This is a genomic window from Klebsiella sp. MBT K-1 (assembly GCF_002556465.1).
Taxonomy (GTDB): domain Bacteria; phylum Pseudomonadota; class Gammaproteobacteria; order Enterobacterales; family Enterobacteriaceae; genus Klebsiella; species Klebsiella grimontii.
Genome location: NZ_PDEL01000003.1, coordinates 14,663 through 39,324, shown reverse-complemented (window position 1 = coordinate 39,324; position 24,662 = coordinate 14,663). Strand labels below are relative to the sequence as shown.

The 24,662-nt window shown below is 55.5% G+C and carries 25 protein-coding genes; 14 read left to right on the top strand and 11 right to left on the bottom strand.

The features are described 5' to 3' along the window. Positions 1–51 precede the first annotated feature (51 nt). The 7 genes from aroK (at position 52) to trpS (ending at position 6,477) form a co-directional block, all read left to right on the top strand. Positions 52–573: a shikimate kinase AroK gene (aroK, locus tag CMQ96_RS04880; RefSeq protein WP_004106441.1), complete on the top strand. Its 522-nt coding sequence runs from the start codon at positions 52–54 to the stop codon at positions 571–573. A 54-nt stretch (positions 574–627) separates the two neighbouring features. Continuing rightward, the gene (aroB, locus tag CMQ96_RS04875) at positions 628–1,722 is read left to right on the top strand and encodes a 3-dehydroquinate synthase (RefSeq protein ID WP_004132253.1); all 1,095 of its coding nucleotides are present in this window, start codon (positions 628–630) and stop codon (positions 1,720–1,722) included. Between the two features lie 84 nt (positions 1,723–1,806). Beyond that, complete coding sequence (gene damX, locus CMQ96_RS04870; protein ID WP_049087554.1) at positions 1,807–3,126, top strand: cell division protein DamX; 1,320 nt, start codon at positions 1,807–1,809, stop codon at positions 3,124–3,126. Between the two features lie 78 nt (positions 3,127–3,204). Then, positions 3,205–4,032, top strand: a complete 828-nt coding sequence (gene dam / locus CMQ96_RS04865) for an adenine-specific DNA-methyltransferase (RefSeq protein ID WP_004132251.1) — start codon at positions 3,205–3,207, stop codon at positions 4,030–4,032. Between the two features lie 17 nt (positions 4,033–4,049). After that, the gene (rpe, locus tag CMQ96_RS04860) at positions 4,050–4,727 is read left to right on the top strand and encodes a ribulose-phosphate 3-epimerase (protein WP_064410534.1); all 678 of its coding nucleotides are present in this window, start codon (positions 4,050–4,052) and stop codon (positions 4,725–4,727) included. Beyond that, positions 4,720–5,469, top strand: coding sequence for a phosphoglycolate phosphatase (gph, locus tag CMQ96_RS04855; RefSeq protein WP_098066126.1), 750 nt, complete (start codon positions 4,720–4,722; stop codon positions 5,467–5,469). The genes rpe and gph overlap by 8 nt, the downstream gene beginning before the upstream one ends. 3 nt (positions 5,470–5,472) lie before the next feature. Then, the gene (gene trpS, locus CMQ96_RS04850; RefSeq protein WP_004132248.1) at positions 5,473–6,477 is read left to right on the top strand and encodes a tryptophan--tRNA ligase; all 1,005 of its coding nucleotides are present in this window, start codon (positions 5,473–5,475) and stop codon (positions 6,475–6,477) included. An 89-nt stretch (positions 6,478–6,566) separates the two neighbouring features. On the opposite strand, the gene cysG is transcribed toward trpS, so the two are convergent. From cysG to nirB, 4 genes are all read right to left on the bottom strand, one after another. Continuing rightward, positions 6,567–7,940: a siroheme synthase CysG gene (gene cysG, locus CMQ96_RS04845; protein ID WP_024359838.1), complete on the bottom strand. Its 1,374-nt coding sequence runs from the start codon at positions 7,938–7,940 to the stop codon at positions 6,567–6,569. An 11-nt stretch (positions 7,941–7,951) separates the two neighbouring features. Further along, the gene (gene nirC / locus CMQ96_RS04840) at positions 7,952–8,761 is read right to left on the bottom strand and encodes a nitrite transporter NirC (protein ID WP_004132246.1); all 810 of its coding nucleotides are present in this window, start codon (positions 8,759–8,761) and stop codon (positions 7,952–7,954) included. A gap of 67 nt (positions 8,762–8,828) precedes the next feature. Then, positions 8,829–9,155, bottom strand: coding sequence for a nitrite reductase small subunit NirD (gene nirD / locus CMQ96_RS04835; protein WP_004132244.1), 327 nt, complete (start codon positions 9,153–9,155; stop codon positions 8,829–8,831). Continuing rightward, a complete protein-coding gene (gene nirB / locus CMQ96_RS04830; RefSeq protein WP_064343280.1) occupies positions 9,152–11,695 on the bottom strand; it encodes an NADPH-nitrite reductase large subunit in 2,544 nt (847 codons plus the stop codon). The genes nirD and nirB overlap by 4 nt, the downstream gene beginning before the upstream one ends. A 240-nt stretch (positions 11,696–11,935) precedes the next feature. Between nirB and CMQ96_RS04820 the strand changes: the two genes are divergently transcribed. Next, positions 11,936–13,258, top strand: coding sequence for a cytosine deaminase (locus CMQ96_RS04820; protein ID WP_049090176.1), 1,323 nt, complete (start codon positions 11,936–11,938; stop codon positions 13,256–13,258). On the opposite strand, the gene tsgA is transcribed toward CMQ96_RS04820, so the two are convergent. After that, on the bottom strand, positions 13,255–14,439 hold the full coding sequence (gene tsgA / locus CMQ96_RS04815) for an MFS transporter TsgA (RefSeq protein ID WP_098066124.1): 1,185 nt from the start codon (positions 14,437–14,439) through the stop codon (positions 13,255–13,257). The two genes, CMQ96_RS04820 and tsgA, sit on opposite strands and share 4 nt — an antisense overlap. A 277-nt stretch (positions 14,440–14,716) precedes the next feature. Between tsgA and ppiA the strand changes: the two genes are divergently transcribed. From ppiA to CMQ96_RS04790, 5 genes are all read left to right on the top strand, one after another. Beyond that, complete coding sequence (gene ppiA / locus CMQ96_RS04810; RefSeq protein ID WP_098066122.1) at positions 14,717–15,286, top strand: peptidylprolyl isomerase A; 570 nt, start codon at positions 14,717–14,719, stop codon at positions 15,284–15,286. A gap of 108 nt (positions 15,287–15,394) precedes the next feature. Further along, entirely contained in the window at positions 15,395–15,562 is a 168-nt protein-coding gene (locus CMQ96_RS04805; protein ID WP_004138384.1) for a YhfG family protein, read from the top strand. Next, positions 15,552–16,154, top strand: a complete 603-nt coding sequence (locus tag CMQ96_RS04800; RefSeq protein WP_024359842.1) for a putative adenosine monophosphate-protein transferase Fic — start codon at positions 15,552–15,554, stop codon at positions 16,152–16,154. Before CMQ96_RS04805 ends, CMQ96_RS04800 begins: the two co-directional genes overlap by 11 nt. 31 nt (positions 16,155–16,185) lie before the next feature. Further along, positions 16,186–16,749 (top strand): aminodeoxychorismate synthase component 2, encoded by a 564-nt coding sequence (gene pabA, locus CMQ96_RS04795; RefSeq protein ID WP_024359843.1) that lies wholly within the window; start codon positions 16,186–16,188, stop codon positions 16,747–16,749. An 89-nt stretch (positions 16,750–16,838) separates the two neighbouring features. Beyond that, the gene (locus CMQ96_RS04790; RefSeq protein WP_004138387.1) at positions 16,839–18,059 is read left to right on the top strand and encodes an aspartate aminotransferase family protein; all 1,221 of its coding nucleotides are present in this window, start codon (positions 16,839–16,841) and stop codon (positions 18,057–18,059) included. Here the strand turns inward: CMQ96_RS04790 and CMQ96_RS04785 are convergent. Both CMQ96_RS04785 and crp read right to left on the bottom strand, forming a co-directional pair. Beyond that, positions 18,049–20,127 carry a YccS/YhfK family putative transporter gene (locus tag CMQ96_RS04785; RefSeq protein WP_098066120.1) on the bottom strand — a complete coding sequence of 693 codons (2,079 nt, stop codon included), beginning with the start codon at positions 20,125–20,127 and terminating at the stop codon, positions 18,049–18,051. The genes CMQ96_RS04790 and CMQ96_RS04785 overlap by 11 nt on opposite strands. A 51-nt stretch (positions 20,128–20,178) precedes the next feature. Next, positions 20,179–20,811, bottom strand: coding sequence for a cAMP-activated global transcriptional regulator CRP (gene crp / locus CMQ96_RS04780; RefSeq protein ID WP_000242758.1), 633 nt, complete (start codon positions 20,809–20,811; stop codon positions 20,179–20,181). Positions 20,812–21,115: 304 nt separating this feature from the next. Here crp and CMQ96_RS04765 point away from each other — a divergent pair, with 304 nt between their 5' ends. Further along, positions 21,116–21,520: an OsmC family protein gene (locus tag CMQ96_RS04765; protein WP_004106401.1), complete on the top strand. Its 405-nt coding sequence runs from the start codon at positions 21,116–21,118 to the stop codon at positions 21,518–21,520. A 46-nt stretch (positions 21,521–21,566) separates the two neighbouring features. Here CMQ96_RS04765 and CMQ96_RS04760 read toward each other — a convergent pair whose 3' ends face one another. The 4 genes from CMQ96_RS04760 to CMQ96_RS04745 form a co-directional block, all read right to left on the bottom strand. Next, on the bottom strand, positions 21,567–22,436 hold the full coding sequence (locus tag CMQ96_RS04760) for a phosphoribulokinase (RefSeq protein WP_004138395.1): 870 nt from the start codon (positions 22,434–22,436) through the stop codon (positions 21,567–21,569). A 35-nt stretch (positions 22,437–22,471) separates the two neighbouring features. Continuing rightward, on the bottom strand, positions 22,472–22,690 hold the full coding sequence (locus CMQ96_RS04755; RefSeq protein ID WP_098066118.1) for a YheU family protein: 219 nt from the start codon (positions 22,688–22,690) through the stop codon (positions 22,472–22,474). Then, entirely contained in the window at positions 22,687–23,646 is a 960-nt protein-coding gene (locus CMQ96_RS04750) for a hydrolase (protein ID WP_229295910.1), read from the bottom strand. Before CMQ96_RS04750 ends, CMQ96_RS04755 begins: the two co-directional genes overlap by 4 nt. A 144-nt stretch (positions 23,647–23,790) precedes the next feature. Beyond that, a complete protein-coding gene (locus CMQ96_RS04745) occupies positions 23,791–24,510 on the bottom strand; it encodes an NUDIX hydrolase (RefSeq protein ID WP_024359847.1) in 720 nt (239 codons plus the stop codon). Between the last annotated feature and the right edge of the window lie 152 nt (positions 24,511–24,662).

Below are 24,662 nucleotides of genomic sequence, written 5' to 3'. Positions count from 1 at the left end.
GTCTGCGAAGCGGGTTTACCATTAACGAATAGTCTTAGTAGTACCGAAAAAATGGCAGAGAAACGCAATATCTTTCTGGTTGGGCCTATGGGTGCCGGCAAAAGCACTATTGGGCGCCAGTTAGCCCAACAGCTCAACATGGAATTTTACGATTCCGATCAAGAAATTGAGAAACGCACTGGCGCAGATGTGGGTTGGGTCTTTGATGTAGAAGGCGAAGACGGCTTCCGCGACCGTGAAGAAAAAATTATCAATGAGTTGACGGAAAAACAGGGAATCGTGCTGGCAACCGGCGGTGGCTCTGTAAAATCCCGTGAAACGCGTAACCGTCTCTCCGCCCGCGGCGTGGTGGTCTACCTGGAAACAACTATCGAAAAGCAGCTTGCCCGTACGCAGCGCGATAAAAAGCGTCCTTTGCTACAAGTTGATGCGCCGCCTCGCGAAGTACTGGAAGCGTTGGCGGATGAGCGTAATCCGCTGTACGAAGAGATTGCTGACGTCACTATCCGTACTGACGATCAAAGCGCGAAAGTGGTAGCAAACCAGATTATTCATATGCTGGAAAGCAACTGATTCTGGCTTAATAAAGTGCGTCAGAGTAAAAGCAACTGAGGTGGACGTCGCGTTATGGAGAGGCTTACTGTAACCCTCGGGGAACGTAGTTACCCGATTACCATCGCGGCTGGTTTGTTTAACGATCCAGCTTCCTTCCTGCCACTGAAATCAGGCGACCAGGTTATGCTGGTCACCAATGAGACGCTGGCGCCGCTTTATCTGGATACCGTACGCTCCGCACTTGAGCAAGCGGGAGTAAAAGTCGATAGCGTGATCCTTCCCGACGGCGAGCAGTTTAAAAGCCTGGCGGTGATGGATACCGTTTTTACCGCGCTATTGCAAAAACCACACGGCCGCGACACCACATTAGTGGCGCTCGGCGGTGGGGTAATTGGTGATTTAACGGGATTTGCAGCGGCCAGCTACCAGCGTGGCGTACGCTTTATTCAGGTTCCGACCACTCTGCTGTCGCAGGTGGATTCTTCGGTCGGCGGCAAAACGGCCGTCAACCATCCTCTCGGCAAAAACATGATTGGCGCCTTCTGGCAGCCGGTTTCTGTTGTTGTCGATCTCAACTGTCTCAAAACGCTGCCGAAGCGTGAGCTCTCTTCCGGCCTGGCTGAAGTGATCAAGTACGGCGTTATTCTTGACGGCGAATTCTTCGACTGGCTGGAAAATAACATTGATGCATTGATGGCGCTGGATGAAACCGCAATGGCGTACTGTATCCGTCGCTGTTGTGAGCTGAAAGCGGAAGTTGTCGCCGCCGACGAGCGCGAAACCGGGTTACGTGCTTTACTCAATCTTGGCCATACTTTTGGTCATGCTATCGAAGCTGAAATGGGCTACGGTAACTGGTTGCATGGTGAAGCGGTCGCGGCCGGTATGGTGATGGCGGCGCATGCGTCCGAGCGTTTGGGGCGCTTTGATCCGCAGGATACGCAGCGAATTATTCATCTGTTGCAGCGTGCTGGTTTGCCGGTATGCGGGCCGCAGGAGATGGCGGCAGAGGCGTATTTGCCCCACATGATGCGTGATAAAAAGGTGCTGGCAGGCGAGATGCGGCTGGTGCTACCCCTCGCGATAGGGAAGAGCGAGATACGCGGCGGAGTACCGCACGATGTTGTTCTTGGCGCGATTGCTGATACTCAGCAGGCGCAACAATAAGAAGGTCTGGCCGCGTTCGCGCGGCGTTATCATTTCGGGTGATGTGCAATAGTCGTGAGCATAAGCCTTTTAGTGGGGTGTTAAATGGATGAATTAAAACCAGAAGACGATATGAAAGCCGATCGCAGCGATCGTCGTACTGGTCGTTCTCGTCAGTCTTCAGAGCGTGATGCCGATCCGCAAATCAATTTTGATGATGTCGATCTTGATGATGCTGACGATGGTCGCCCGACGCGCGGCAGCAAAGCACGCCGTGAGCGCGACGAAGAACAGTATGAAGAGTACGAAGAAGAGGTAGAGTCTGACGAAGGCGATGACGAAGAGCGTCAGGTTGAGCGTCGTCCTCGCAAGCGTAAGAAGGCGCCTGCGAAACCCGCCTCTCGTCAGTACATCATGATGGGGGTGGGGATCCTCGTTCTGCTGCTGCTGATTGTTGGCGTGGGTTCCGCGCTGAAATCACCATCCTCATCCAACGAGCAAACGGCTTCCGGTGAGAAGAGCATCAACCTCTCCGGCGAGCAGGACAATAATAATACTCAGCCTGCTGCTCAGGATTCATCAGCGGCTAGCAGCTCGCAGCCGCAGGATGTTTCTCTGCCGCCTATCGCCTCTAACCCGACTCAAGGTCAGGCTACGGCTGAACCGCAAGGGCAGCAGCGCGTTGAGGTTCAGGGCGATCTGAACAATGCGCTGACCCAGCAGCAGGGTCAGATTGATAGCGCGGTAGCGAACTCTACTCTGCCAACTGAGCCTGCTACCGTTGCGCCAGTGCGCAATGGCGCCACTGCCCCGCGTCAGGCGACGACAGAGCGTCAGACGGCGGCGACACCGCGCCCGGCTGAGCGTAAGCATACGGTTATCGAACCGAAACCGCAGGCCACGGCGAAAGCGCCGACCCAGCCGAAACCGGCTCCGGTCCAGCCTAAGCGTACAGAAAGCGTCGCGACTACGGCTCCGGCAAAAGCTCAGCCGACCACTAATTCTACCGCTACTGCACAGGCTAAACCGGCTGCGACTACCGCTCCTGCGGCAACGGCCGCAACTGCATCTACTGCTCCGACTGCGACTGCGACTGCAACTGCCGCTCCGGCAGCAACGGCTGCTGCGGGTAAAAGTGCCGGCGACGTCAGCTCGATGAAGTCTGCGCCGTCCGGTCACTACACGCTGCAGCTCAGCAGCTCTTCTAACTACAACAACCTCAACAGTTGGGCGAAGAAAGAGAAGCTGGAAAAATATGTTGTCTATGAGACTACGCGTAACGGTCAGCCCTGGTATGTTCTGGTGAGCGGCATTTACGCTTCGAAAGATGAAGCGAAACGTGCTGTTGCTACGCTGCCAGCAGATGTACAGGCGAAAAACCCGTGGGCAAAACCGCTGCATCAGGTTCAGTCTGACCTGAAATAATGCCGCAGAGTAGTCTGAAGCGCAGGATGCTGTCGGAGCTTTCTCCGCAGCCGGAGAATGTGTAATTAGTTAGGCAGCATGAAAAAGAATCGCGCTTTTCTGAAATGGGCAGGGGGTAAATACCCCCTGCTTGACGATATTAAAAAGCATTTGCCGCAGGGCGACTGCTTGATTGAGCCTTTTGTGGGCGCCGGGTCGGTATTTCTTAATACCGACTTTTCTCGTTATATCCTCGCTGATATCAATAGTGATTTGATCAGTCTGTATAACATCGTCAAGCTGCGTACCGATGACTATGTTGCGGCGGCGCGTGAGATGTTTACACCAGAGAACAACGTCGCAGAGCAGTATTATCGGTTCCGGGATGAGTTCAACCAGAGCCAGGAGCCGCTGCGTCGCGCGGTGTTGTTCCTGTATTTGAACCGTCATGGCTACAATGGCCTGTGTCGCTACAATCTGCGCGGTGAGTTTAACGTGCCGTTTGGTCGCTATAAAAAGCCCTATTTTCCCGAAGCTGAGCTGTATCATTTTGCGGAGAAGGCGCAGCATGCAGAGTTTCATTGTGAATCTTATGAAGAGTGCATGAAGCGGGCAGATAACCGCTCCGTTGTTTACTGCGATCCGCCCTATGCGCCGCTGTCGTCTACGGCGAATTTTACGGCTTATCATACGAATAGCTTTAGCCAGGAGCAGCAGGAGCTGCTGGCTAAAAAAGCGGAATCGCTGATGAAAAAGCGTATTCCTGTGCTTATTTCAAACCATCGCACGCCGCTCACTCAGGAGTGGTACAAAAACGCCGCTGAGACGCATATTGTGAAGGTTCGACGCAGCATCAGCAGCAACGGTGGTACACGTAAGAAGGTGGACGAGCTTCTGGCTCTGTACCGTCCGCCCAAGACCAAATAAATTTCAAGGAGATGCGGATGAAGCAGTATTTGATTGCCCCTTCGATTCTGTCGGCTGATTTTGCCCGTCTGGGCGAGGATACCGCCAATGCGTTGGCTGCGGGTGCCGATGTTGTGCACTTTGACGTGATGGACAACCACTACGTGCCGAATCTGACCATTGGTCCGATGGTGCTGAAATCACTGCGAAATTACGGTATCACCGCGCCGATTGACGTGCATTTGATGGTCAAGCCGGTTGACCGCATCGTCCCTGATTTTGCCGCCGCGGGCGCCAGCATCATTACTTTCCATCCGGAAGCTTCCGAACACGTTGACCGCACGCTGCAGCTTATCAAAGAGCACGGCTGTAAAGCCGGTCTGGTGTTTAACCCGGCCACCTCCCTGAGCTACCTCGACTACGTGATGGATAAGCTGGATGTCATCCTGCTGATGTCCGTCAATCCGGGCTTTGGCGGTCAGTCTTTTATTCCACACACTCTGGAAAAACTGCGTGAAGTTCGTCGTCGCATTGACGAATCCGGCTACGACATCCGTCTGGAAGTCGATGGCGGCGTAAAAGTCAGCAATATCGCTGAGATTGCTGCAGCCGGTGCGGATATGTTTGTTGCCGGATCGGCCATTTTCGATCAGCCTGACTATAAAAAAGTGGTCGATCAAATGCGTAGCGAATTAGCAAAGGTTAGCCATGTATAAGTTACAAAATATTCGCGGCGTGGCGTTCGATCTCGACGGGACGCTGGTCGATAGCGCGCCGGGCTTGACCGCAGCCGTTGATAACGCCCTGTATGCGCTGGAGCTCCCGATGGCGGGAGAAGAGCGAGTCGTGACCTGGATTGGCAACGGCGCGGACGTCTTGATCCAGCGAGCCCTGACCTGGGCTCGTCAGGAGCGCGCGGCGTTAAGAGCCTCTCAGGGCAAACCTTCCGTCGATCATGACGATATTCCGCAGGCTGAACAGCAGACCATTTTGCGCAAGCTGTTCGATCGCTACTATGGTGAAGTGGCGGAAGAGGGGAGCTTTTTATTTCCAGCCGTTGCCGATACGCTGGGCGCGCTGCACGCAAAAGGCCTGCCGCTGGCGCTGGTGACCAATAAACCGACGCCGTTTGTCGCGCCGATTCTGGCGTCGCTGGATATCGCCAAATATTTTACCGTTGTTATCGGCGGCGATGATGTAAAAAACAAAAAACCGCATCCGGAACCGCTGCTTATGGTTGCGGAGAAACTGGGGCTGGCGCCCGCGGAGCTGCTGTTCGTTGGCGACTCGCGCAATGATATTCAGGCCGCGAAGGCCGCAGGCTGCCGCTCAATCGGTCTGACCTACGGCTACAACTACGGCGAGCCGATTTCGCAGAGCGAGCCGGATTATATCTTTGACCAATTTAATGAACTCTTGCCCGCTTTCGGGCTACCGTACAGTGAAACTCAGGAATAAAAAATGACTAAGCCCATCGTTTTTAGTGGCGCACAGCCCTCAGGTGAATTGACCATTGGCAACTACATGGGTGCGCTGCGTCAGTGGGTAAACATGCAGGACGATTACCACTGCATTTACTGCATCGTTGACCAGCACGCGATTACCGTCCGTCAGGACCCGCAGCAGCTGCGTAAGGCCACGCTGGACACGCTGGCGCTGTATCTGGCGTGTGGTATCGACCCGCAAAAAAGCACCATCTTCGTTCAGTCCCACGTGCCGGAGCACGCGCAGCTCGGCTGGGCGCTGAACTGCTACACCTATTTCGGCGAACTGAGCCGTATGACCCAGTTTAAAGACAAGTCATCGCGCTATGCGGAAAACATTAACGCCGGTCTGTTTGACTATCCGGTGCTGATGGCTGCCGACATCCTGCTGTATCAGACTAACCAGGTCCCGGTCGGCGAAGATCAGAAACAACATCTGGAGCTGAGCCGCGATATCGCCCAGCGTTTTAACGCGATCTATGGCGATGTGTTTAAAGTCCCTGAGCCGTTTATTCCAAAATCCGGCGCGCGCGTGATGTCGCTGCTGGAGCCGACCAAAAAGATGTCCAAGTCAGATGATAACCGCAACAACGTTATCGGCCTGCTGGAAGACCCGAAATCGGTGGTGAAGAAGATCAAACGCGCGGTCACCGACTCCGACGAGCCGCCGGTTGTTCGCTACGACATTCAGAATAAAGCGGGTGTCTCCAACCTGCTGGACATCCTCTCTGCCGTTACCGGTCAGAGTATTCCAGAGCTGGAGCAGCATTTTGAAGGCAAAATGTACGGTCACCTGAAGGGCGAAGTGGCGGAAGCCGTTTCCGGCATGCTGACCGAACTGCAGGAGCGCTATCACCGATTCCGCGGTGATGAAGCCTTCCTGAATCAGGTGATGAAAGAGGGCGCGGAGAAAGCCAGCGCTCGCGCTTCTGTTACCCTGAAAGCGGTCTATGAAGCGATTGGTTTCGTCGCTAAGCCCTGAGTAATCTGCTGGCCGCAGCGCAATAAAAAGCCGGGTGCAATGCATCCGGCTTTTTTATATGTGAGCCGTTTTGAGCTCAATCTTCGCCATTAATGGTTTGAGAACCAGTTCAGCTTGTCGCGCAGGCCAACCACGCGGCCGACAATGATCAACGCCGGGCTGGCCATTTGCTTCGCCAGAATATCCAACTGCTCTAAGGTTCCGGTGACAACCTTCTGAGTGATTGCCGTTCCGTTTTCAACGATGGCGGCGGGCATATCCGCCGCCATGCCGTGGGCAATCAGTTTTTCCCGGATCGCCGGGGCCTGGTTCAGGCCCATATAGAACACCAGGGTTTGCTTTTCTACCGCCAGGTTTTCCCAGTCCAGCTCGCCGCCGGTCTTGAGGTGGCCGGTGACCAGACGCACGCCCTGGGCGAAATCCCGATGGGTCAGCGGGATGCCGGAGTAGGCCGAACAGCCGGAGGCCGCGGTAATCCCCGGTACGACGGAGAATGGAATACCGGCATGGCACAAGGTTTCCAGCTCTTCGCCGCCGCGGCCAAAGATAAACGGATCGCCGCCCTTCAGGCGTACAACGCGTTTTCCACCCTGGGCTTCGCGCAGCAGAATCTGGTTGATCTCCTCCTGCGGTACGCAGTGGTAGCCCGAGCGTTTACCCACGAAGACCCGATCGGCATCGCGGCGCACCAGATTCATAATGTCGTCGGAGACCAGGCGGTCATAAACCACGACATCGGCCTGCTGTATTTGCTGCAGGCCTTTGAGGGTCAGCAGTCCGGCATCGCCGGGGCCGGCGCCTACCAGCACTACTTCGCCGCGATGATCCAGCGGCTCGGTCAGCAGCTGCTCCGTCGCGTCCGCGACGGCCTGGCGGTCCTCATTGGCCAGCGACTGCGCCAGCCTGTCGTTAACAAACAGTTTCTCCCAAAAGCGGCGGCGTTCGCCAACGGTGGCAAACTGTTTCTTCACCCGGGAGCGCAGCTGACCTGCGTAGTGGGCTAATTGACCTAAATGTAGCGGCAGAACCGACTCCAGCTTTTCACGCAGCAGGCGCGCCAGCACCGGCGAGGTGCCGCCAGAAGAGACGGCAACCATCAGCGGCGAGCGGTCGATAATCGACGGCATAATAAAGCTGGCTTGCTGAGGAGCGTCGACCACGTTGCAAAATATTCGCCTTTCTTCCGCGGATTTGCTGACCTGCTGATTAACCGCTTCGTTGTCGGTGGCAGCAATCGCCAGCCAGCAGTTATCCAGCAGCACAGGATTAAACTCACCTTGTACCAAAGTCAGCATGTTCGAATCGGCCCAGACCTGGAACTGCGGTACGAAATCCAGGGCATTGACCGTTAATCTGGCTCCCGCATCCAGTAACAGGCGAGCTTTACGCTCAGCCACATCGCCACCGCCGACTAACAGGCAGTCGCGATCGCGTAGTTGGCAAAATATAGGCAAATGGTCCACGACATTACCTCTTAATTATTGGCAGCAGCCTCTGATTGTTTGATTTTTTCCGGAGCAGGGCGCTCCGATTGCGGCGTAGCATACCAATAACCCAACCCCATAAATACGACACCGGACAAAGTATTGCCGAGTGTTACCCATAACAGATTGTGACCGATACCCGCAAGGGTATAGGCATCGCTGTGATGGCCGAACCAGGAGAGGGCAAACAGCGTCATGTTGGCGACCGAGTGTTCGTAACCGGAGGCGATAAACGCCAGCAGACACCACCAGATAGCGATAAATTTTGCCGCGCCCTCGGTGCGGATTGCCATCCAGATTGCCAGACACACCAGCCAGTTACACAGCGCGCCTTTGAAAAAGAGCGCCATCGCCGACTGGCTGGTTTTTGCCAACGCGACGGTATGGACGAGGCTGGTATCGACCGGCAGCAGGCCGCCGCCGCCCCAGCTATACAGCAGCGCCACGAAAACAGAACCTAAAAGGTTACCTACCCAGGTTTGCGGCAAAATCGCCCACATTTGGCCCTGGCTGATGGTGCCCGCTTTTACGCCCAGGGTCAGGAACATCGTATGGCCGGTAAATAGTTCAGAACCGGCGATAATCACCAGGGTTAACGCAATGCCAAAGGTTGCTCCCATCACCAGCGGGCGAACGGAAGGGTCGAGTAGATTGCCGAGGGTGAAAATAAGGATGATGCCAAGGCCAACATAGGCCCCCGCCATCATCGAACTTACCCAGAAGCTCAGCGGATTGTTTGCCGAGAGGCGTGCGATGCGCGCAGCGTTAGCCGCGCACTTGTTGATAGTGTCCGTAAACATAGGTTTCCTTGAGAGATAAAGATAAAAAATGCAAAAAAAAGGAGGCATTGCGCCTCCCATAAATTGATTAACCGCGTAGCTGCACGACGCCGTCTTTCACTCTGGCCTCATAGTGCGCCACCGAATGGCTTTCATCTTCCATACACAGGCCGTCGCGCAGGCGGAAGCGCTGCTTTTTCAGCGGACTGGCAACCCACAGCTCGCCCTGATGCTCGGCGATCAGGCCGCGAGACAGGACGCTGGACTCAAAGAACGGGTCGATATTGCTAATCGCAAACACCTGGTCGCCGTGATACGGGCGGAAAATCGCCACTTGTTTATCGCCTAACAGCGCGCAGACGCCGGTTTCCGGCAGGATGTCATCGATTTTACAGATGTTTTTCCACTGGCTCATGCGTTTTCCTCCACCAGAGTTACCGGGATACGTTCGTCGGGCGCGGCCGGGCGATGCTGTTCACGCTCAGGGACCACCTGGACGTTCGGGTCGCGCTTATCGCTGTTGATGAAGTGTTTAAAGCGAACCTGGGCCGCTGGGGTGTTGACGGTTTCCGTCCACTCGCAGACTACCGCTTCACGCAGGCGGGCCATCTCTTCTTCCAGATGCGCGTTCAGGCCCAGCTTGTCATCAATGATGACCGACTTCAGGTAATCGATGCCGCCTTCCAGGTTATCCAGCCACGGCGCGGTACGGGTCAGTTTGTCGGCGGTGCGGATGTAGAACATCATGAAGCGGTCGAGGTATTGCATCAGCGTTTCGCGGTCAAGATCCGCCGCCAGCAGATCCGCGTGGCGCGGCTTCATGCCGCCGTTGCCGCAGACGTAAAGGTTCCAGCCTTTCTCCGTGGCGATGATGCCGACGTCTTTACCCTGGGCTTCCGCACATTCGCGGGTACAGCCGGAGACGCCAAACTTCATTTTGTGCGGCGTACGAATGCCTTTGTAGCGGTTTTCCAGCTCGACGCCGAAGCCGACGCTGTCGCCTACCCCGTAGCGGCACCAGGTGCTGCCGACGCAGGTTTTCGCCATCCGCAGCGCTTTGGCGTAGGCATGACCGGTTTCGAATCCGGCTTCGATCAGCTGACGCCAGATTTCCGGCAGGTCGTCTTTTTGCGCGCCGAACAGGCCAATACGCTGAGAGCCGGTGATCTTGGTGTACAGATTAAATTCACGGGCGATGCGGCCCACCGCCACCAGGCCTTCCGGGGTGATTTCGCCGCCCGCAGAGCGCGGGATAACGGAGTAGGTGCCGTCTTTCTGGATATTCGCCAGGAAGTTGTCGTTAGTATCCTGCAGCGGGGTGTGCTGCGGCTTGAGGATATATTCGTTCCAGCAGGAAGCCAGCAGGGAACCAACGGTCGGTTTACACACTTCGCAGCCGTAGCCTTTACCGTGTTTCGCCAGCAGCTCTTCGAAGGTTTTGATGCCTTCCACACGGATGAGGTGGAACAGTTCCTGGCGGGAGTACGCGAAGTGCTCGCACAGGTTATTGTTGACTTCTATGCCCTGTTTCGCCAGTTCGGCGTTGAGCACCTGAGTTACTAGCGGGATGCAGCCGCCGCAGCCGGTACCGGCTTTGGTTTCCGCCTTCAGCGCCGCCACCGTGTGGCAGCCTTTATTAATGGCGGCAATCAGTGCGCCTTTGGTGACATCGAAGCAGGAACAAATTTGCGCGCTGTCCGGCAGCTTATCCACGCCGATGGACGGCTTACCGCTGCCCGCGTGCGCCGGCAAGATCAGCGAGTCCGGGTTTTCCGGCAGTTCGATGGCGTTCAGCACCAGCTGCAGCAGGTTGCCGTAATCGCTGGTATCGCCCACCAGCACCGCCCCGAGCAGGGTCTTGTTGTCAGGGCTGACGATAAGGCGTTTATAGACCTCTTTGCTTTCGTCGAGATAAACATAGCTGCGCGCGCCCGGCGTACGGCCGTGGGCGTCGCCAATCCCACCGACATCAACGCCCAGCAGCTTCAGCTTGGCGCTGAGATCCGCGCCTTCAAAGGCGTTTTCGGTCTGGAGGATATGGTCAACGGTAACCTGGGCCATTTTGTAGCCTGGCGCGACCAGGCCAAAAACGCGGTTGTTCCAGCTGGCGCATTCACCGATGGCGTAGATATCCGGGTCAGAGGTCTGGCAGGCGTCGTTGATCACAATACCGCCGCGGGGAGCGACTTCCAGACCGCACTGGGTGGCCAGCTTATCGCGCGGGCGGATACCGGTAGAGAAGACGATAAAGTCGACTTCCAGCTCGCTGCCGTCGGCAAAACGCATGGTTTTACGCGCTTGCGTCCCTTCCTGAACGATCTCTTTGGTGTTTTTGCTAGTGTGAACGCGTACGCCCATGCTTTCGATTTTACGGCGCAGCTGTTCGCCGCCCATCTGATCCAGCTGTTCAGCCATCAGCATGGGAGCGAATTCAATCACGTGGGTCTCAACGCCGAGGTTTTTCAGCGCGCCCGCGGCTTCCAGCCCTAGCAGACCGCCGCCGACGACCGCGCCGCGTTTGCTGCGACGGGCACAGGCTTCAATAGCGTTAAGGTCTTCAATGGTGCGATAAACAAAGCAGTCCTGAGTTTCAGAACCTTTAATCGGCGGGATCCACGGATAGGAGCCGGTCGCCATAATCAGCTTGTCATAGAATACGGTACGGCCCGCGCTGGAGTGGATAACCTTCTCCTGGCGGTTGATGGTGATGGCGCGTTCGCCGACCAGCACCTTAACGCCGTGCTTCTCGTAGAAACCTTCCCGTACCAAAGAGAGCTCTTCGGCGGTATGGTGAGAGAAGTAAGAGGAGAGGTGCACGCGGTCGTAGGCGATACGGGGTTCTTCACAGAACACGGTAATATCGAATAGGTTGGCGTCGGATTTATCAAGAAGGTCCTCAATAAAGCGGTGGCCGACCATACCATTACCAATGATAGCGAGTCTGACTTTGCTCATTTTTGCCTCGATTTCTTTTATATTACCGCCTACCTTAACGATTCAGCCGCGACACTTATTGATGCAAATCAATTACACCTTTACCTACTACTTAAGTGGTATGTTTATGATTTGTCAGTATTTTTATAAGTGCTGGAAAACGCTGGCTTTTCCTTTTTGCTTTTTTTATGTACAAAATTGGCAACGGAGACCCACGGCGGGTTGACTAAATATTCAGCAACAATTACGGGAGTCAGCAATATGACAGCAGCGCCGCTTTGGTTAATTGAGAACGTTCGTCTGCCCGATCGCGAAGGACTATGGCAGATAGCGATAGACAAGGGGCGCTTCGGGGATATCACCCCCATGGGTGAGGCGCGCAATGAGAGTTATGAAGTGCTGAATGCGCGCGGCGGGCTGGCGATCCCTCCGTTTATTGAGCCGCATATCCATCTTGATACTACGCAAACCGCCGGTGAGCCGAACTGGAATCAGTCCGGAACCCTGTTTGAAGGGATTGAGCGTTGGGCGGAGCGGAAGGCGTTATTGAGCCATGAGGACGTTAAAGCTCGCGCGTGGAAGACGCTAAAATGGCAAATCGCCAACGGCATCCAGTTTGTTCGTACCCACGTTGATGTTTCCGACCCTACGCTGACCGCGCTCAAAGCCATGCTGGAGGTCAAAAAGGAGGTCGCGCCGTGGGTAGAGCTGCAGATTGTCGCCTTCCCACAAGAGGGTATTTTATCCTATCCCAATGGTGAGGTTCTGCTGGAAGAGGCGCTGCGTCTGGGCGCCGATGTGGTCGGCGCGATTCCGCATTTTGAATTCACGCGCGAATATGGCGTGGAATCCCTGCACATTGCTTTCCGGCTGGCGAAAAAGTATCAGCGGCCTCTGGATATCCACTGCGATGAAATCGATGATGAACAGTCGCGGTTCGTTGAAACCGTGGCGGCCCTGGCGTTAAAAGAGGGTATTGGGCCGCGAGTGACCGCCAGCCATACCACCGCAATGCACTCCTACAATGGCGCGTATACGTCACGTCTTTTTCGTTTACTGAAGCTGTCGGGCATTAACTTCGTGGCCAATCCTCTGGTCAATATTCATCTTCAGGGACGCTTTGACGACTATCCGAAGCGCCGCGGCATTACGCGCGTGAAGGAGCTGATGGCGGCGGGAATTAACGTCTGCTTTGGCCATGACGATGTATTTGACCCGTGGTATCCGCTGGGTACCGGCAATATGCTGCAGGTGCTGCATATGGGGCTGCACGTTTGTCAGATAATGGGCTATCAGCAGATTAATGATGGACTGAAGCTGGTGACGGAAAACAGCGCGCGAACGTTTGGCCTCAGCGATTACGGTATTACAACGGGGAACCCGGCGAATCTGGTGATTCTGCCCGCTGAAAACGGGTTTGAGGCCGTGCGCTGTCAGGTGCCGGTGCGCTGGTCAATTCGTCAGGGGAGAGTGATTGCCACCACGCAGCTGGCGCAGACCTGGGTACAGACTGACAGGGGCGGGGAGGAGCTGTTCTTTACCCGAAATAGCCCCTTTGCCGGAACAAAGGGGCCTGAGGCTTAGTGCGATTCCGCTGCCGCGTTGTTCTGACGGTGGCGGGAGACGAAGCCGAGGATCAGACACATCACAAATACCATCGCGTAGAGAACGTTAGCGGTATGCAGCGCCGCCAGCGGGCCGCTGGCGGCAACGATAGGACCGGTGACCACGAAGGTCAGCATGGTGCCTACGGTGCCGCAGGTGAGAATGAAGTTCACCAGCTTCGGCGATGACACTTTGGTCTGCAGCGAGCCCAGGGTGATGATCGACGTATAGATAGCGCTGGAGAAGAAGCCGAGGGTCAGGATAAACCACGGCATATGCTCCGGCGAACCGTTGATAAACAGATACATCAGTACCGTCGCCACGCCCGCCAGCACCGTCAGAATACGCTGCAGGTCGAAGAAGCGCAGAATAAAGCTGAATGACCACATGCCGATCATGTACGACATCCAGAAATCACTCACCAGTTTACCTGCGTCGCCAAGACTCATACCGAGGCCTTTGGCGTATTCCGGCACCCAGGAGATAAAGCCCAGTTGGCCGAGGATATAGCACAGCGCGGCGATAGAGAGAAACAGTACGCCGATGCCCCATTTCTCTTTCGCTACCGGCTGGCTTTCCTGCAGGGCTTTTTTACCCAATACCGGGAATTCACAGCCGAAGGTCAGCACGAAAATCGCGACGTAGACCAGGCCGATGCAGGCATACACCCAGTACCACTCGATGCTGCGCGCCAGCAGATAAGCGGCCAGCATCGGGAAGATCATCCCCGCCATGCTGAAGAAGGAGTCGGTGAACAGCAGACGCGCCCCGCGCTGACGACCTTCATACATATGGGTGATCAGGAAGGTACCAATCGACATGGTGATCCCGCTGACCAGGCCAAGCACGAACATTGAAGCGGAAAACAGCGCCAGGCTGTGGCTGAACATTAAACCCGCGACGGCCAGAACCATCAGGATAAAGCCAAAACGCAGCTGGGTTTTCAGCGGAACAATTTCCATCAGCCAGGCGTTCAGGAAGATAGAGATCAGGATACCGGCGTTAAGGAAGGTAAAGGTGTTGCTCATACTGGAAACGGGCAGATGAAAATAATCTGCGATGTTTCCCATCACCATCCCGGTGACAATCACCAACGCGCCGGTCAGGGCGTAGGAGAAAAAGCTGATCCATGTGAGCTTGATACGGTTGCTGTTAGTCATGACTGGCCTGTGAATAGAAATGTAAAGCGCGTTGACTCTGCGCCGGGCGGACAGATTTTATGCGTTAGCGTGATTCAAGCAAACGTTTATTCTGAAAATTAGATCTTTTTGCAATTATTAATGTGACTTACTTCACATTTATTTATTTGGCGGATCAATAGACGCATCGTTACAAGTGTTTCAGCTAAGTAAAATTAGGTAAAAGGCTGGCCCAGGATGCAAAGGCTCTTTAGAATCAAAGCACTCGGTTTTTATTCTGCTCCGTTAAGGAATTTCCATGCTCAAATCCACTCTCGCGGCGGTGGCTGCCGTTTTCGCCATTTCAGCATTCTCCCCGGCCATGGCGGCAAAGGGCGATCCCCATGTGTTGCTGACCACGTCTGCGGGCAATATTGAGCTTGAGCTGAATAGCCAGAAAGCGCCAATTTCGGTTGATAACTTCCTCAAGTACGTGAACAGCGGTTTTTATAACAACACCACGTTTCACCGCGTGATCCCAGGTTTTATGGTGCAGGGCGGCGGCTTTAACGAACAGATGCAGCAGAAGCAGCCTAATCCGCCGATTAAAAACGAAGCCGACAACGGCCTGCGCAACACGCGTGGCACCATCGCCATGGCGCGTACCGCCGATCAGGACAGCGCCACCAGCCAGTTCTTTATCAATATTGCGGATAACGCCTTCCTCGATCATGGCCAGCGCGATTTCGGCTATGCGGTGTTTGGTAAAGTCGTCAAAGGCATGGACATAGCGGATAAGATTTCTCAGGTGCCGACCCATAACGTTGGGCCGTATCAGAATGTACCGTCGAAACCTATCGTGATTCTTTCCGCAAAAGTGCTGCCGTAAACCTATTTGCGCGGGTAACTCATGCCCGCGCATTCCCCCGCTTCCCTGCGAAATCGTTTTTTGCCGCTTATACTTGTGGCAACCGCGGAATCGTCAGGGAGGTGTTAAATGAAAAAACTCACCGAAAAACAGAAATCCCGTCTCTGGGAGGCTCGACGTAACGTTAATTTCCAGGCCAGCCGACGGCTGGAGGGCGTCGATATTCCGCTGATAACCCTCACCCCCGAAGAAGCTCTGGCGCGTATTGAGGCGTTAAGGAGTCACTATGAGCGATAAATTCGGCGAGGGGCGGGATCCTTATCTCTACTCGGGCCTGAAGGTCATGCGCAACCGCCTGGGCATCCGCCAGGCTCAGCGCCTTGAGCAGGCGGCATGGGATCTGACCGCATTACGCGCGGCAACCATTGAACTCGGGCCGTTGGTGCGGGGATTGCCTCATCTGTGCGCGATTCATCGCCAGCTCTATCAGGATGTTTTCGACTGGGCGGGGCAACTGCGTGAAGTGGATATCTATCAGGGCGACACCCGCTTCTGCCATTTCGCCTATATCGAAAAAGAGGGAAACGCGCTGCTTCAGGATCTTGAAGAGGAAGGTTATCTGGTGGGGCTCGCGCAGGATAAATTCATTGAACGTCTTGCTCATTACTATTGCGAAATAAATGTCCTGCATCCTTTCCGTCTCGGTAACGGCATGGCGCAACGCATTTTCTTTGAGCAGCTGGCTATCCATGCGGGTTATACGCTGGATTGGCGCGATATTGCGGTCGATGCGTGGAACCAGGCCAACCAGAGCGGAGCGATGGGCGACCTTTCTCCGCTGCAGACGATATTTCGCAAAGTGGTAAGCGAAGCCGTGGAAACTGAGTAGAATAGCGCAGTTCTTTGTTCCCGGAGCCGCTATGATCCTGCTTATCGATAACTACGATTCTTTCACCTGGAATTTGTATCAGTATTTCTGCGAGCTTGGCGCGGAAGTTCTGGTCAGACGTAATGACGAGCTGACGTTAGCGGATATCATTGCTCTGGCGCCAGCGAAAATCGTTATCTCGCCGGGCCCCTGCACGCCCGATGAGTCAGGGATTTCGCTGGCGGTGATTCGCCACTTTTCCGGTAAGACGCCGATCTTAGGCGTTTGTCTGGGCCATCAGGCGATTGCCCAGGTTTTCGGCGCCGCGATCGTACGAGCCGCGAAAGTGATGCACGGGAAAACGTCCCCGGTCAGCCATACCGGTCAAGGGGTGTTCCTTGGACTGAATAACCCGCTTACGGTGACCCGCTACCACTCCCTGCTCATTGATCCGCTAACGCTGCCTGAATGCTTTGAGGTGACCGCCCGCAGCGAAAAGGGGGAGATTATGGGCATTCGCCACCGCATCTTCGATCTCGAGGGCGTGCAGTTTCATCCGGAGAGTATTCTCAGCGAGCAGGGACATCAGCTGCTGGCAAACTTCCTCAATCGGTGATTTGTAGTTGCCATGGGTTGATTTTTTATGCATATTTTGTGATTAGATTATCATAATCATTGCTGCATAACGTAAAGGATGGGCACCACATGGCAACTGAACAACCGGCAATCACCCGCGCTACATTCGATGAAGTCATTTTGCCGATTTATGCACCGGCAGAATTTATTCCGGTGAAGGGCAAGGGGAGCCGAGTATGGGATCAGCAGGGTAAAGAGTACGTTGATTTCGCCGGTGGGATTGCCGTGACCGCGCTCGGTCATTGCCATCCGGCGCTGGTGGCGGCACTCCATGAGCAGGGTGAAAAGCTGTGGCATACCAGTAACGTTTTTACCAACGAACCGGCCCTGCGCCTCGGGCGTAAGCTGGTGGATGCGACTTTTGCCGATCGCGTGGTGTTTATGAACTCCGGGACGGAAGCCAACGAAACGGCATTCAAGCTGGCGCGCCATTACACCGTGACGCGCCATAGTCCGTACAAAACCAAAATCATCGCTTTCCATAACGCCTTTCACGGTCGGTCGCTGTTTACCGTCTCCGTCGGCGGTCAGCCCAAATATTCTGATGGTTTCGGGCCGAAACCGGCCGATATCGTTCACGTACCGTTTAACGATTTACACGCGGTGAAAGCGGTGATGGACGATCATACCTGCGCGGTGGTGGTCGAGCCGATTCAGGGTGAAGGTGGAGTGACGGCGGCGACGCCGGAATTCCTGCAAGGATTGCGCGATCTCTGCGACCAGCACCAGGCACTGCTGGTGTTTGATGAAGTCCAGTGCGGTATGGGGCGCACCGGCTCGCTGTTTGCCTATATGCACTACGGCGTGACGCCGGATATTCTGACCAGCGCCAAGGCGCTTGGCGGCGGCTTCCCTATCAGCGCGATGCTGACCACCCATGATATCGCCAGCGCTTTCCACGCCGGTTCCCATGGTTCGACCTACGGCGGTAACCCGCTGGCCTGCGCGGTCGGCGGGGCGGCCTTCGATCTGATTAACACGCCGGAAGTGCTGGACGGCGTCACCGCGAAGCGCGAGCTGTTTGTTCAGCACCTTCAGCAAATTGACGCGCGGTTCGATCTGTTTAGCGATATTCGCGGCATGGGTCTGCTGATCGGCGCCGAGCTGAAGCCGCAGTATCACGGGAAGGCGCGCGATTTCTTGTATGCAGCCGCAGAGGCGGGCGTCATGGTGCTCAATGCCGGACCGGACGTGATGCGCTTCGTACCGTCGCTGGTGATTGATGATAGCGATATTGCTGAAGGCATGGCGCGCTTTGCCCAGGCGGTTGAGCGGGTGCTTAGCGCTTAGTGGCGCGCAGCCAGATGCCATGATGCGGACGCTGACGCCATGCCACCGATGAAATGGTGTGCATGGTGTTCAGATGCCCGAGGATGCGCTGCAAGTGCTGCTCCATCGTACTGAGCGGGCCGCGAGGGACCTCCGCATCCTGCGCCTCCATAATATTCACATCCCCCGCGCTGCCGGGCCCGTCGGAATCCAGCCGCTGCTGGCAGCGCTGGAGCGCAATCTCGCAGGACTCCAGATAACGCTGGGCTAAATCCGGCGTCAGCATATTGTGCTCGCGCGCCAGGGTAGTCATGGCATTGATGTGCTCGACAATAAACTGGCTGTGGGTCACCCACAGCTTCATGTCTTCGAGATAGTGGGAATTAAAACCGGGTTCCTGCATCGCCTGATTTAGCGAGTTAAACAGCGCGTTATGCGTCTGATTAACGCGCATGCGCTGATAGGCCAGCGCCGGGGCCTGATGGTCGTCGCTGAGGATCAGCCTGATGGCTTCCTGATCGGCTTCCAGCGCGTCGTGGGCATTTTTGCGCAGCAGACCGCTTTGCCACTGCGGCCATAGCCAGACCATGCCGCCGAAAGCAATCAGGCAGCCAATCAGCGTATCAATCAGTCTGGCGACGATAAACTGCTCGCCGTTCAGGGTGAGCAGTTGCAGGGTGTACACCGCCGTCACGGTAAATCCGACCATCGCCCAGCCGTAATGCTGGCGAATAATCAGGTAGCTCAATAGCGTAATGAACAGCATCGCGGTCAGCGTATAGCCTTCAGGAACGTGAAAGTGCAGCGTGAGCCCGGCAATGACCAGCCCCGCAATGGTTCCGGCAGCCCGATGGACGATACGAACCCGCGTCGCGCCGTAGCCGTTTTGCGTCACGAACAGCACGGTCATCAGGATCCAGTAGGGCTTAGGCAGATGCAGCGCGCTGCCCATCAGGCTGGCGGCGCTCAGCATTACGCTGATACGCGCGGCGTTACGTAACGCCGGCGACTTAAGCGACAGATAGTTTTTCAACGCGGGCAGCAGCGGCAGGCGGCGGGTTTTATCCGCCATCAGGTTACGCGCGTACAGCGGGCGCTGGGTGCGCAGAACTCTGGCAATACGGCTGAAGTGCCAGGCGCAGAACTGGCCGACAGGATTATCCGGATGCTGCCAGGCGATTTTTTCCAGCGCGCCGATCTGTTTGTCCATCTGAAAGCGCCGGGGATAACGGTGGTAGAGCAGATCGTCCGCCAGCTCCCGCAGGCGGGCGGCAACGGTTTGCGCGTTCCAGCGAATCACCGCTTCCGCGTGACTGCGTTCCACCAGCTTCTGCACCTCTTCTGGCTGATGAAGGCTGACGGAAATATGCTCCTGAAGGTCCAGTCCAACCTGGAAAGCGCGCAGTAGGCGTTTGTGATCGCTGCGCTGGTTAGCCGCCAGCATATGCATCTGCTGATAGCACTGGGTAATCAGATCCACCACCTTTTGCTGGCGGTTGAGCAGCGGCGGCAGCGATGTGGCGGGGTCCGTATGCTGGGTAAGCAGGCTGTATTTGGCCTCGCAGTAGTTGGCGAGCTCACGGTAGAGCAGGCTTAAGGATTCGCGCAGCGGCTGCTCGCGCCAGAGCCAAAACCAGAACCAGTTGAACACCCCATACCATAAGGTGCCGAGGGCGTAGATTAACAGCGGCTCCCACACCGGCATGTTGCCCGCGAGACTGAGGGTAAAAATAGCCGCGATAAGCGAGGCAGGCAGCAGCCGCGCGTGCAGAGAGCTGATTTCAGCCGTGACGCCGAGGATTAGCGCCAGACCTGTGAGGATTAGCGGCAAAGGGATTTCGCGTTGCAGAAGAAGCTGGACGATCAGGCTACAGCCGGCAAACAGGCTGCCGCCGACAATCAGACGCTTAAAGAAACGCTTATGCGGCGTATCCAGCCCGGCAATGTTGCAGCAGGCGGGAACCAGAGAGAACAGAAGCCCCTGCTGTAAGTGGCCAAACAGAAGCCCAATCGCGACCGGCAGACACAACACCAGCGTTTGCCGCAGTGCATAGTTGACTTCAGGGTGGTAAATCAGCCTGCGCCACATGAGGAGAAAACAAAAACGGCGTATCGTCAGGCAATACGCCGTTTTACCGACTTAACGGGTACCGTAGACGACGATAGTTTTACCGTGCGCGGAGATCAGGTTTTGATCTTCCAGCATTTTCAGGATGCGGCCAACGGTCTCGCGGGAGCAGCCGACGATCTGGCCGATTTCCTGACGGGTAATTTTAATTTGCATACCGTCCGGATGGGTCATCGCATCCGGCTGTTTAGCCAGGTTCAGCAGCGTCTGAGCGATACGACCGGTAACGTCAAGGAAGGCGAGGTTGCCCACTTTCTCAGACGTGACCTGCAGACGACGAGCCATCTGCGAAGAGAGACGCATCAGGATGTCCGGGTTAACCTGGATCAGCTGACGGAATTTTTTGTAGGAGATTTCGGCCACTTCACATGCGGTTTTCGCACGTACCCAAGCGCTACGCTCCTGGCCTTCTTCAAACAAGCCTAATTCACCGATGAAATCGCCCTGATTAAGGTAAGAGAGGATCATCTCTTTACCTTCTTCATCCTTGATGAGTACAGCCACGGAGCCTTTAACGATGTAGTACAACGTTTCTGCTTTCTCACCCTGGTGGATCAGCGTGCTCTTTGATGGGTACTTATGAATGTGGCAATGAGACAAGAACCATTCAAGGGTAGGGTCTGTTTGCGGTTTGCCAAGCACCATGCGCGGTTATCCTCTGTTATAAGCTATCTCCGGGTGCCGACACTACACGGCATCCGGGCATGCAATCGTATTGAATCCCTATACCTGGGAATCCGGCTGAAAGTTTTCTGCAGCCTGTAATGTGAACTCCTCTGCATACATGCAGTACATCAATGTATTACTGTAGCATCCAGATTGTTTTAGCATAGCTTTCGCCGCATGTCTCCTGGTGTCTCGCTTCAGCATGACCCAGGTCGCCTTCCGTTGCGAGAATTGTTATGTACGCGTAATCTGTCGGGAAAATTACAGCCCTGGAGTTAAATTTATGCAAGCGCGAGTGAAGTGGGTTGAAGGGTTAACCTTCATCGGTGAGTCGGCTTCTGGTCACCAGATTCTGATGGACGGCAATTCCGGGGATAAAGCGCCCAGCCCAATGGAAATGGTTCTGATGGCGGCAGGCGGATGCAGCGCGATCGATGTGGTTTCCATATTGCAGAAGGGCCGTCATAACGTTACCAACTGCGAAGTTAAGCTGACTTCTGAGCGTCGCGAAGAGGCTCCGCGTCTGTTTACCCATATCAATCTGCATTTTATCGTGACCGGTAAAGAACTGAAGGACGCTGCCGTGTCTCGCGCGGTCGACCTGTCGGCGGAAAAGTATTGTTCCGTCGCGCTGATGCTTGAGAAAGCGGTAAACATTACCCACTCTTATGAAGTGATCGAAGGGTAAGCCGAAAGGCCCCCGGCCGGCAAACGCGTCACCGGGGTTTTGACCGTTAGCTTATTTTCCTGCCTTCCATCAGGCGCTCAACCAGCGGCGCCATGATCAGTTCCATCGCCAGCCCCATTTTCCCGCCCGGTACCACCAGCGTATTCATATGCGAGATAAACGAGCCCTGCAGCATCGCCAGAAGCCAGGGGAAATCGATATTTTTTAGATTACGGAAATGGATAACGACAAAGCTTTCATCCAGCGAAGGGATGGCTTTGGCCGCAAACGGGTTGGACGTATCCACCGTCGGTACGCGCTGGAAGTTGAGGTGGGTGCGCGAAAACTGCGGGGTGATAAAGTTGATGTAGTCTTCCATCGAACGGACCACGGAATCCATCACCGCCTCACGAGAGTGGCCGCGTTCGCTGGTGTCGCGAATAAGCTTCTGGATCCACTCAAGATTGACGATGGGCACCACGCCAACCAGCAGGTCGACATGGTTTGCTACGTTATGCTGCGGCGTCACCACGCCGCCGTGCAGGCCTTCATAAAACAGGACGTCAGTCGGTTCGGGCAGTGGCTGCCAGGGCGTGAAGGTCCCCGGAACCTGATTCCACGGCACGGCCTCGTCATAGGTATGTAAATACTTGCGCGACTGGCCTTTGCCGCTTTGCCCATATTCGGCGAACGTGTGTTCCAGCAGGCCGAAGTCGTTAGCCTCGGGGCCAAAGTAGCTGATATGTTTGCCCTGATCGCGTGCTTTACGGATCGCCATGTCCATTTCCGGACGGGTATAGCGGTGAAAGCTATCGCCTTCAACTTCGGCGGCGTGCAGATTAAGCTGGGCGAAGATTTTGCGAAAGGCGAGGCTGGTGGTCGTGGTTCCCGCGCCGCTGGAGCCCGTGACGGCAATCACCGGATGTTTGGCAGACATAACAACTCCCAGAGTAAACGATAGTGTGTGCCGCCTTAGCCGTGAAACTGCTTGCGGGGCATAATGTTCACCGTCTCGTGCAGTTCTGACCACACCAGCACGACTTCTCCGCTTTTCAACTGCAGTTTAACATCAGCGACTTTATCCGTCAGCGAACGTTCATGTTCACCATAATCGGTGCCTTCACGTAATACAAAACTTTCGATCAGGTTATCCAGCGTTTCGGGATCGAGATCTTGCCAGGGAATGATCATATTTGCGCTCCTAACCAACGGGTTAGCCAATCCGGAATTCTTTTTTCAAGCCACATTTCCGGCTTACGCAGCGTGCCGCCGACGAAACCAACGTGCCCGCCGTGCTCCGTGAGCTGATATTCGACATTCGCCGGCAGCTGTTCCTGCGGGGGAATCGAGTGGTGATCCATAAAGGGATCGTCCTTCGCGTGAATAATCAGCGTGGGCTTAGTGATATCGCTTAAGCGCGGCATGGCGCTACATTGGCGATAATAGTCCAGCGCATCGGCAAAGCCGTGGATCCTGGCCGTGATGCTATCGTCAAATTCGCGAATACGGCGCATGCTTTTTAGCTGGCGTAAATCGACGGGCAGAGAGCCGGGATAGGCTTTTAGCTTACGCGCGGCGTTGGCTTTCAGCAGGTTGAGCAGATAGCGCTGATAAACGCGGGAGAAACCTTTGTCCATATGATAGCTACAGGCCTCCAGCATAAACGGCGCCGAGACGATAACCGCGGCATCAACGGGAATTGCGTCGCCCTCTTTTGCCAGCAGGCAGCCCAGCATATTGCCCCCGAGCGAATATCCCACCGCGGCGGTGGGGGCCGTGCCGTACTCGCGCTGGAGCCAGCGCAGAAACCAGGAGCCATCTTCCGTTTCGCCCGAGTGGTAGATGCGGTTATTCCGGTTGGGTTCGCCGCTACAGCCGCGAAAGTGCATCACCACGCCCAGCCAGCCGCGCTGCATGGCCGCATGGATAAGTCCGTGGGCGTAAGGGCTGTGCAGGCTGCCCTCCAGGCCATGAAACACCACCAGGCGTGGTTTATGACGCGCCTGCGAAGGGTCTTCGCTCCACGCCAGATCGATAAAGTCGCCGTCCGGCAATTCCAGACGCTGCCAGTGGGGAGTAAAGCGGAGTTTGCGACGGATTAGCCGCGGCAACATGGTTTGCAAATGACGATTGCCTACGCCGCGCATCGGATGAAACTGCTGCGAGTCGTCTTCAGGGGGCGTCATTTCTGTAGGAGTGATATCAACCATAGCACCAGAGCAATAAATAATCTTTATAACATACTATACCGCGCATGAAGTGCGCAGGTTAGCCCATATGTGGCCTTGCGGCTAATCGGTCAGCAGGTTACGTGAAAAGAGATGAAAATCGACGCCGGGTTTACGCCGCCATAGCCGCGCTTTGCGCGCGCCGGTTGCCGCTGTTTCCCCGGTCTCTTCAAACATTCCGGAGGCTTCGAAGCGGCGAATCAGGCTTTTGCGTTGAATCGGCTGACCAAGGATGATTTCCGTGGCTTCCAGCAGCTGACCATGGGTAAAGGTCTCCGGCAGACAGTAAACCGGCAGTAAAGAGTACATCGTTTTTTGGCGTAAGCGGTGCAGACCGGCGTCGATGATCTTTTGATGATCGAAAGCCAGCGAATAGCTATCCAGCTGCGCCACCGGCACCCAGCGGGCATCGCTGACGCTGGCGATATGCGGCTGACAATCTACCCATGAGATTAACGCAAACCAGGCGATAGTCAGGCTCCAGCCGCGCGGATCGCGATCCGGCCCGGAAAAGGTGTCGAGCTGCTCCAGCCATGACGGTGAAATCCCGGTTTTTTCCGTGAGCTTACGTAGCGCCGTGGCGCGGGTTGAATCATCGTGCGCCAGATCGATAAAGCCGCCGGGTAGCCCCCACGCCCCCTGCTGCGGCGGATGAGCGCGCTCAACCAGCAGAACGCATAGCGCCCCTTCATGCAGGGTAAACAGGACGCTATCGACGGTCACCAGCGGCGAGGGAAAGCGGCTGGCATCGTATTGGCTGAGGTATTCGGCATCGGTGGTCATAGAGCGCTCGCAGCGGAAAAGAACGCTGACAAGTGTACCAGCCCCTTCCTGAGCAGCAAGTCTCTATTTTTGTTATTATTTTTCAATAGCCTAATCCATTTTTCCGCTTAAATGACATTTAACACTTGCATCATGTGTGTCTTAGGGACACT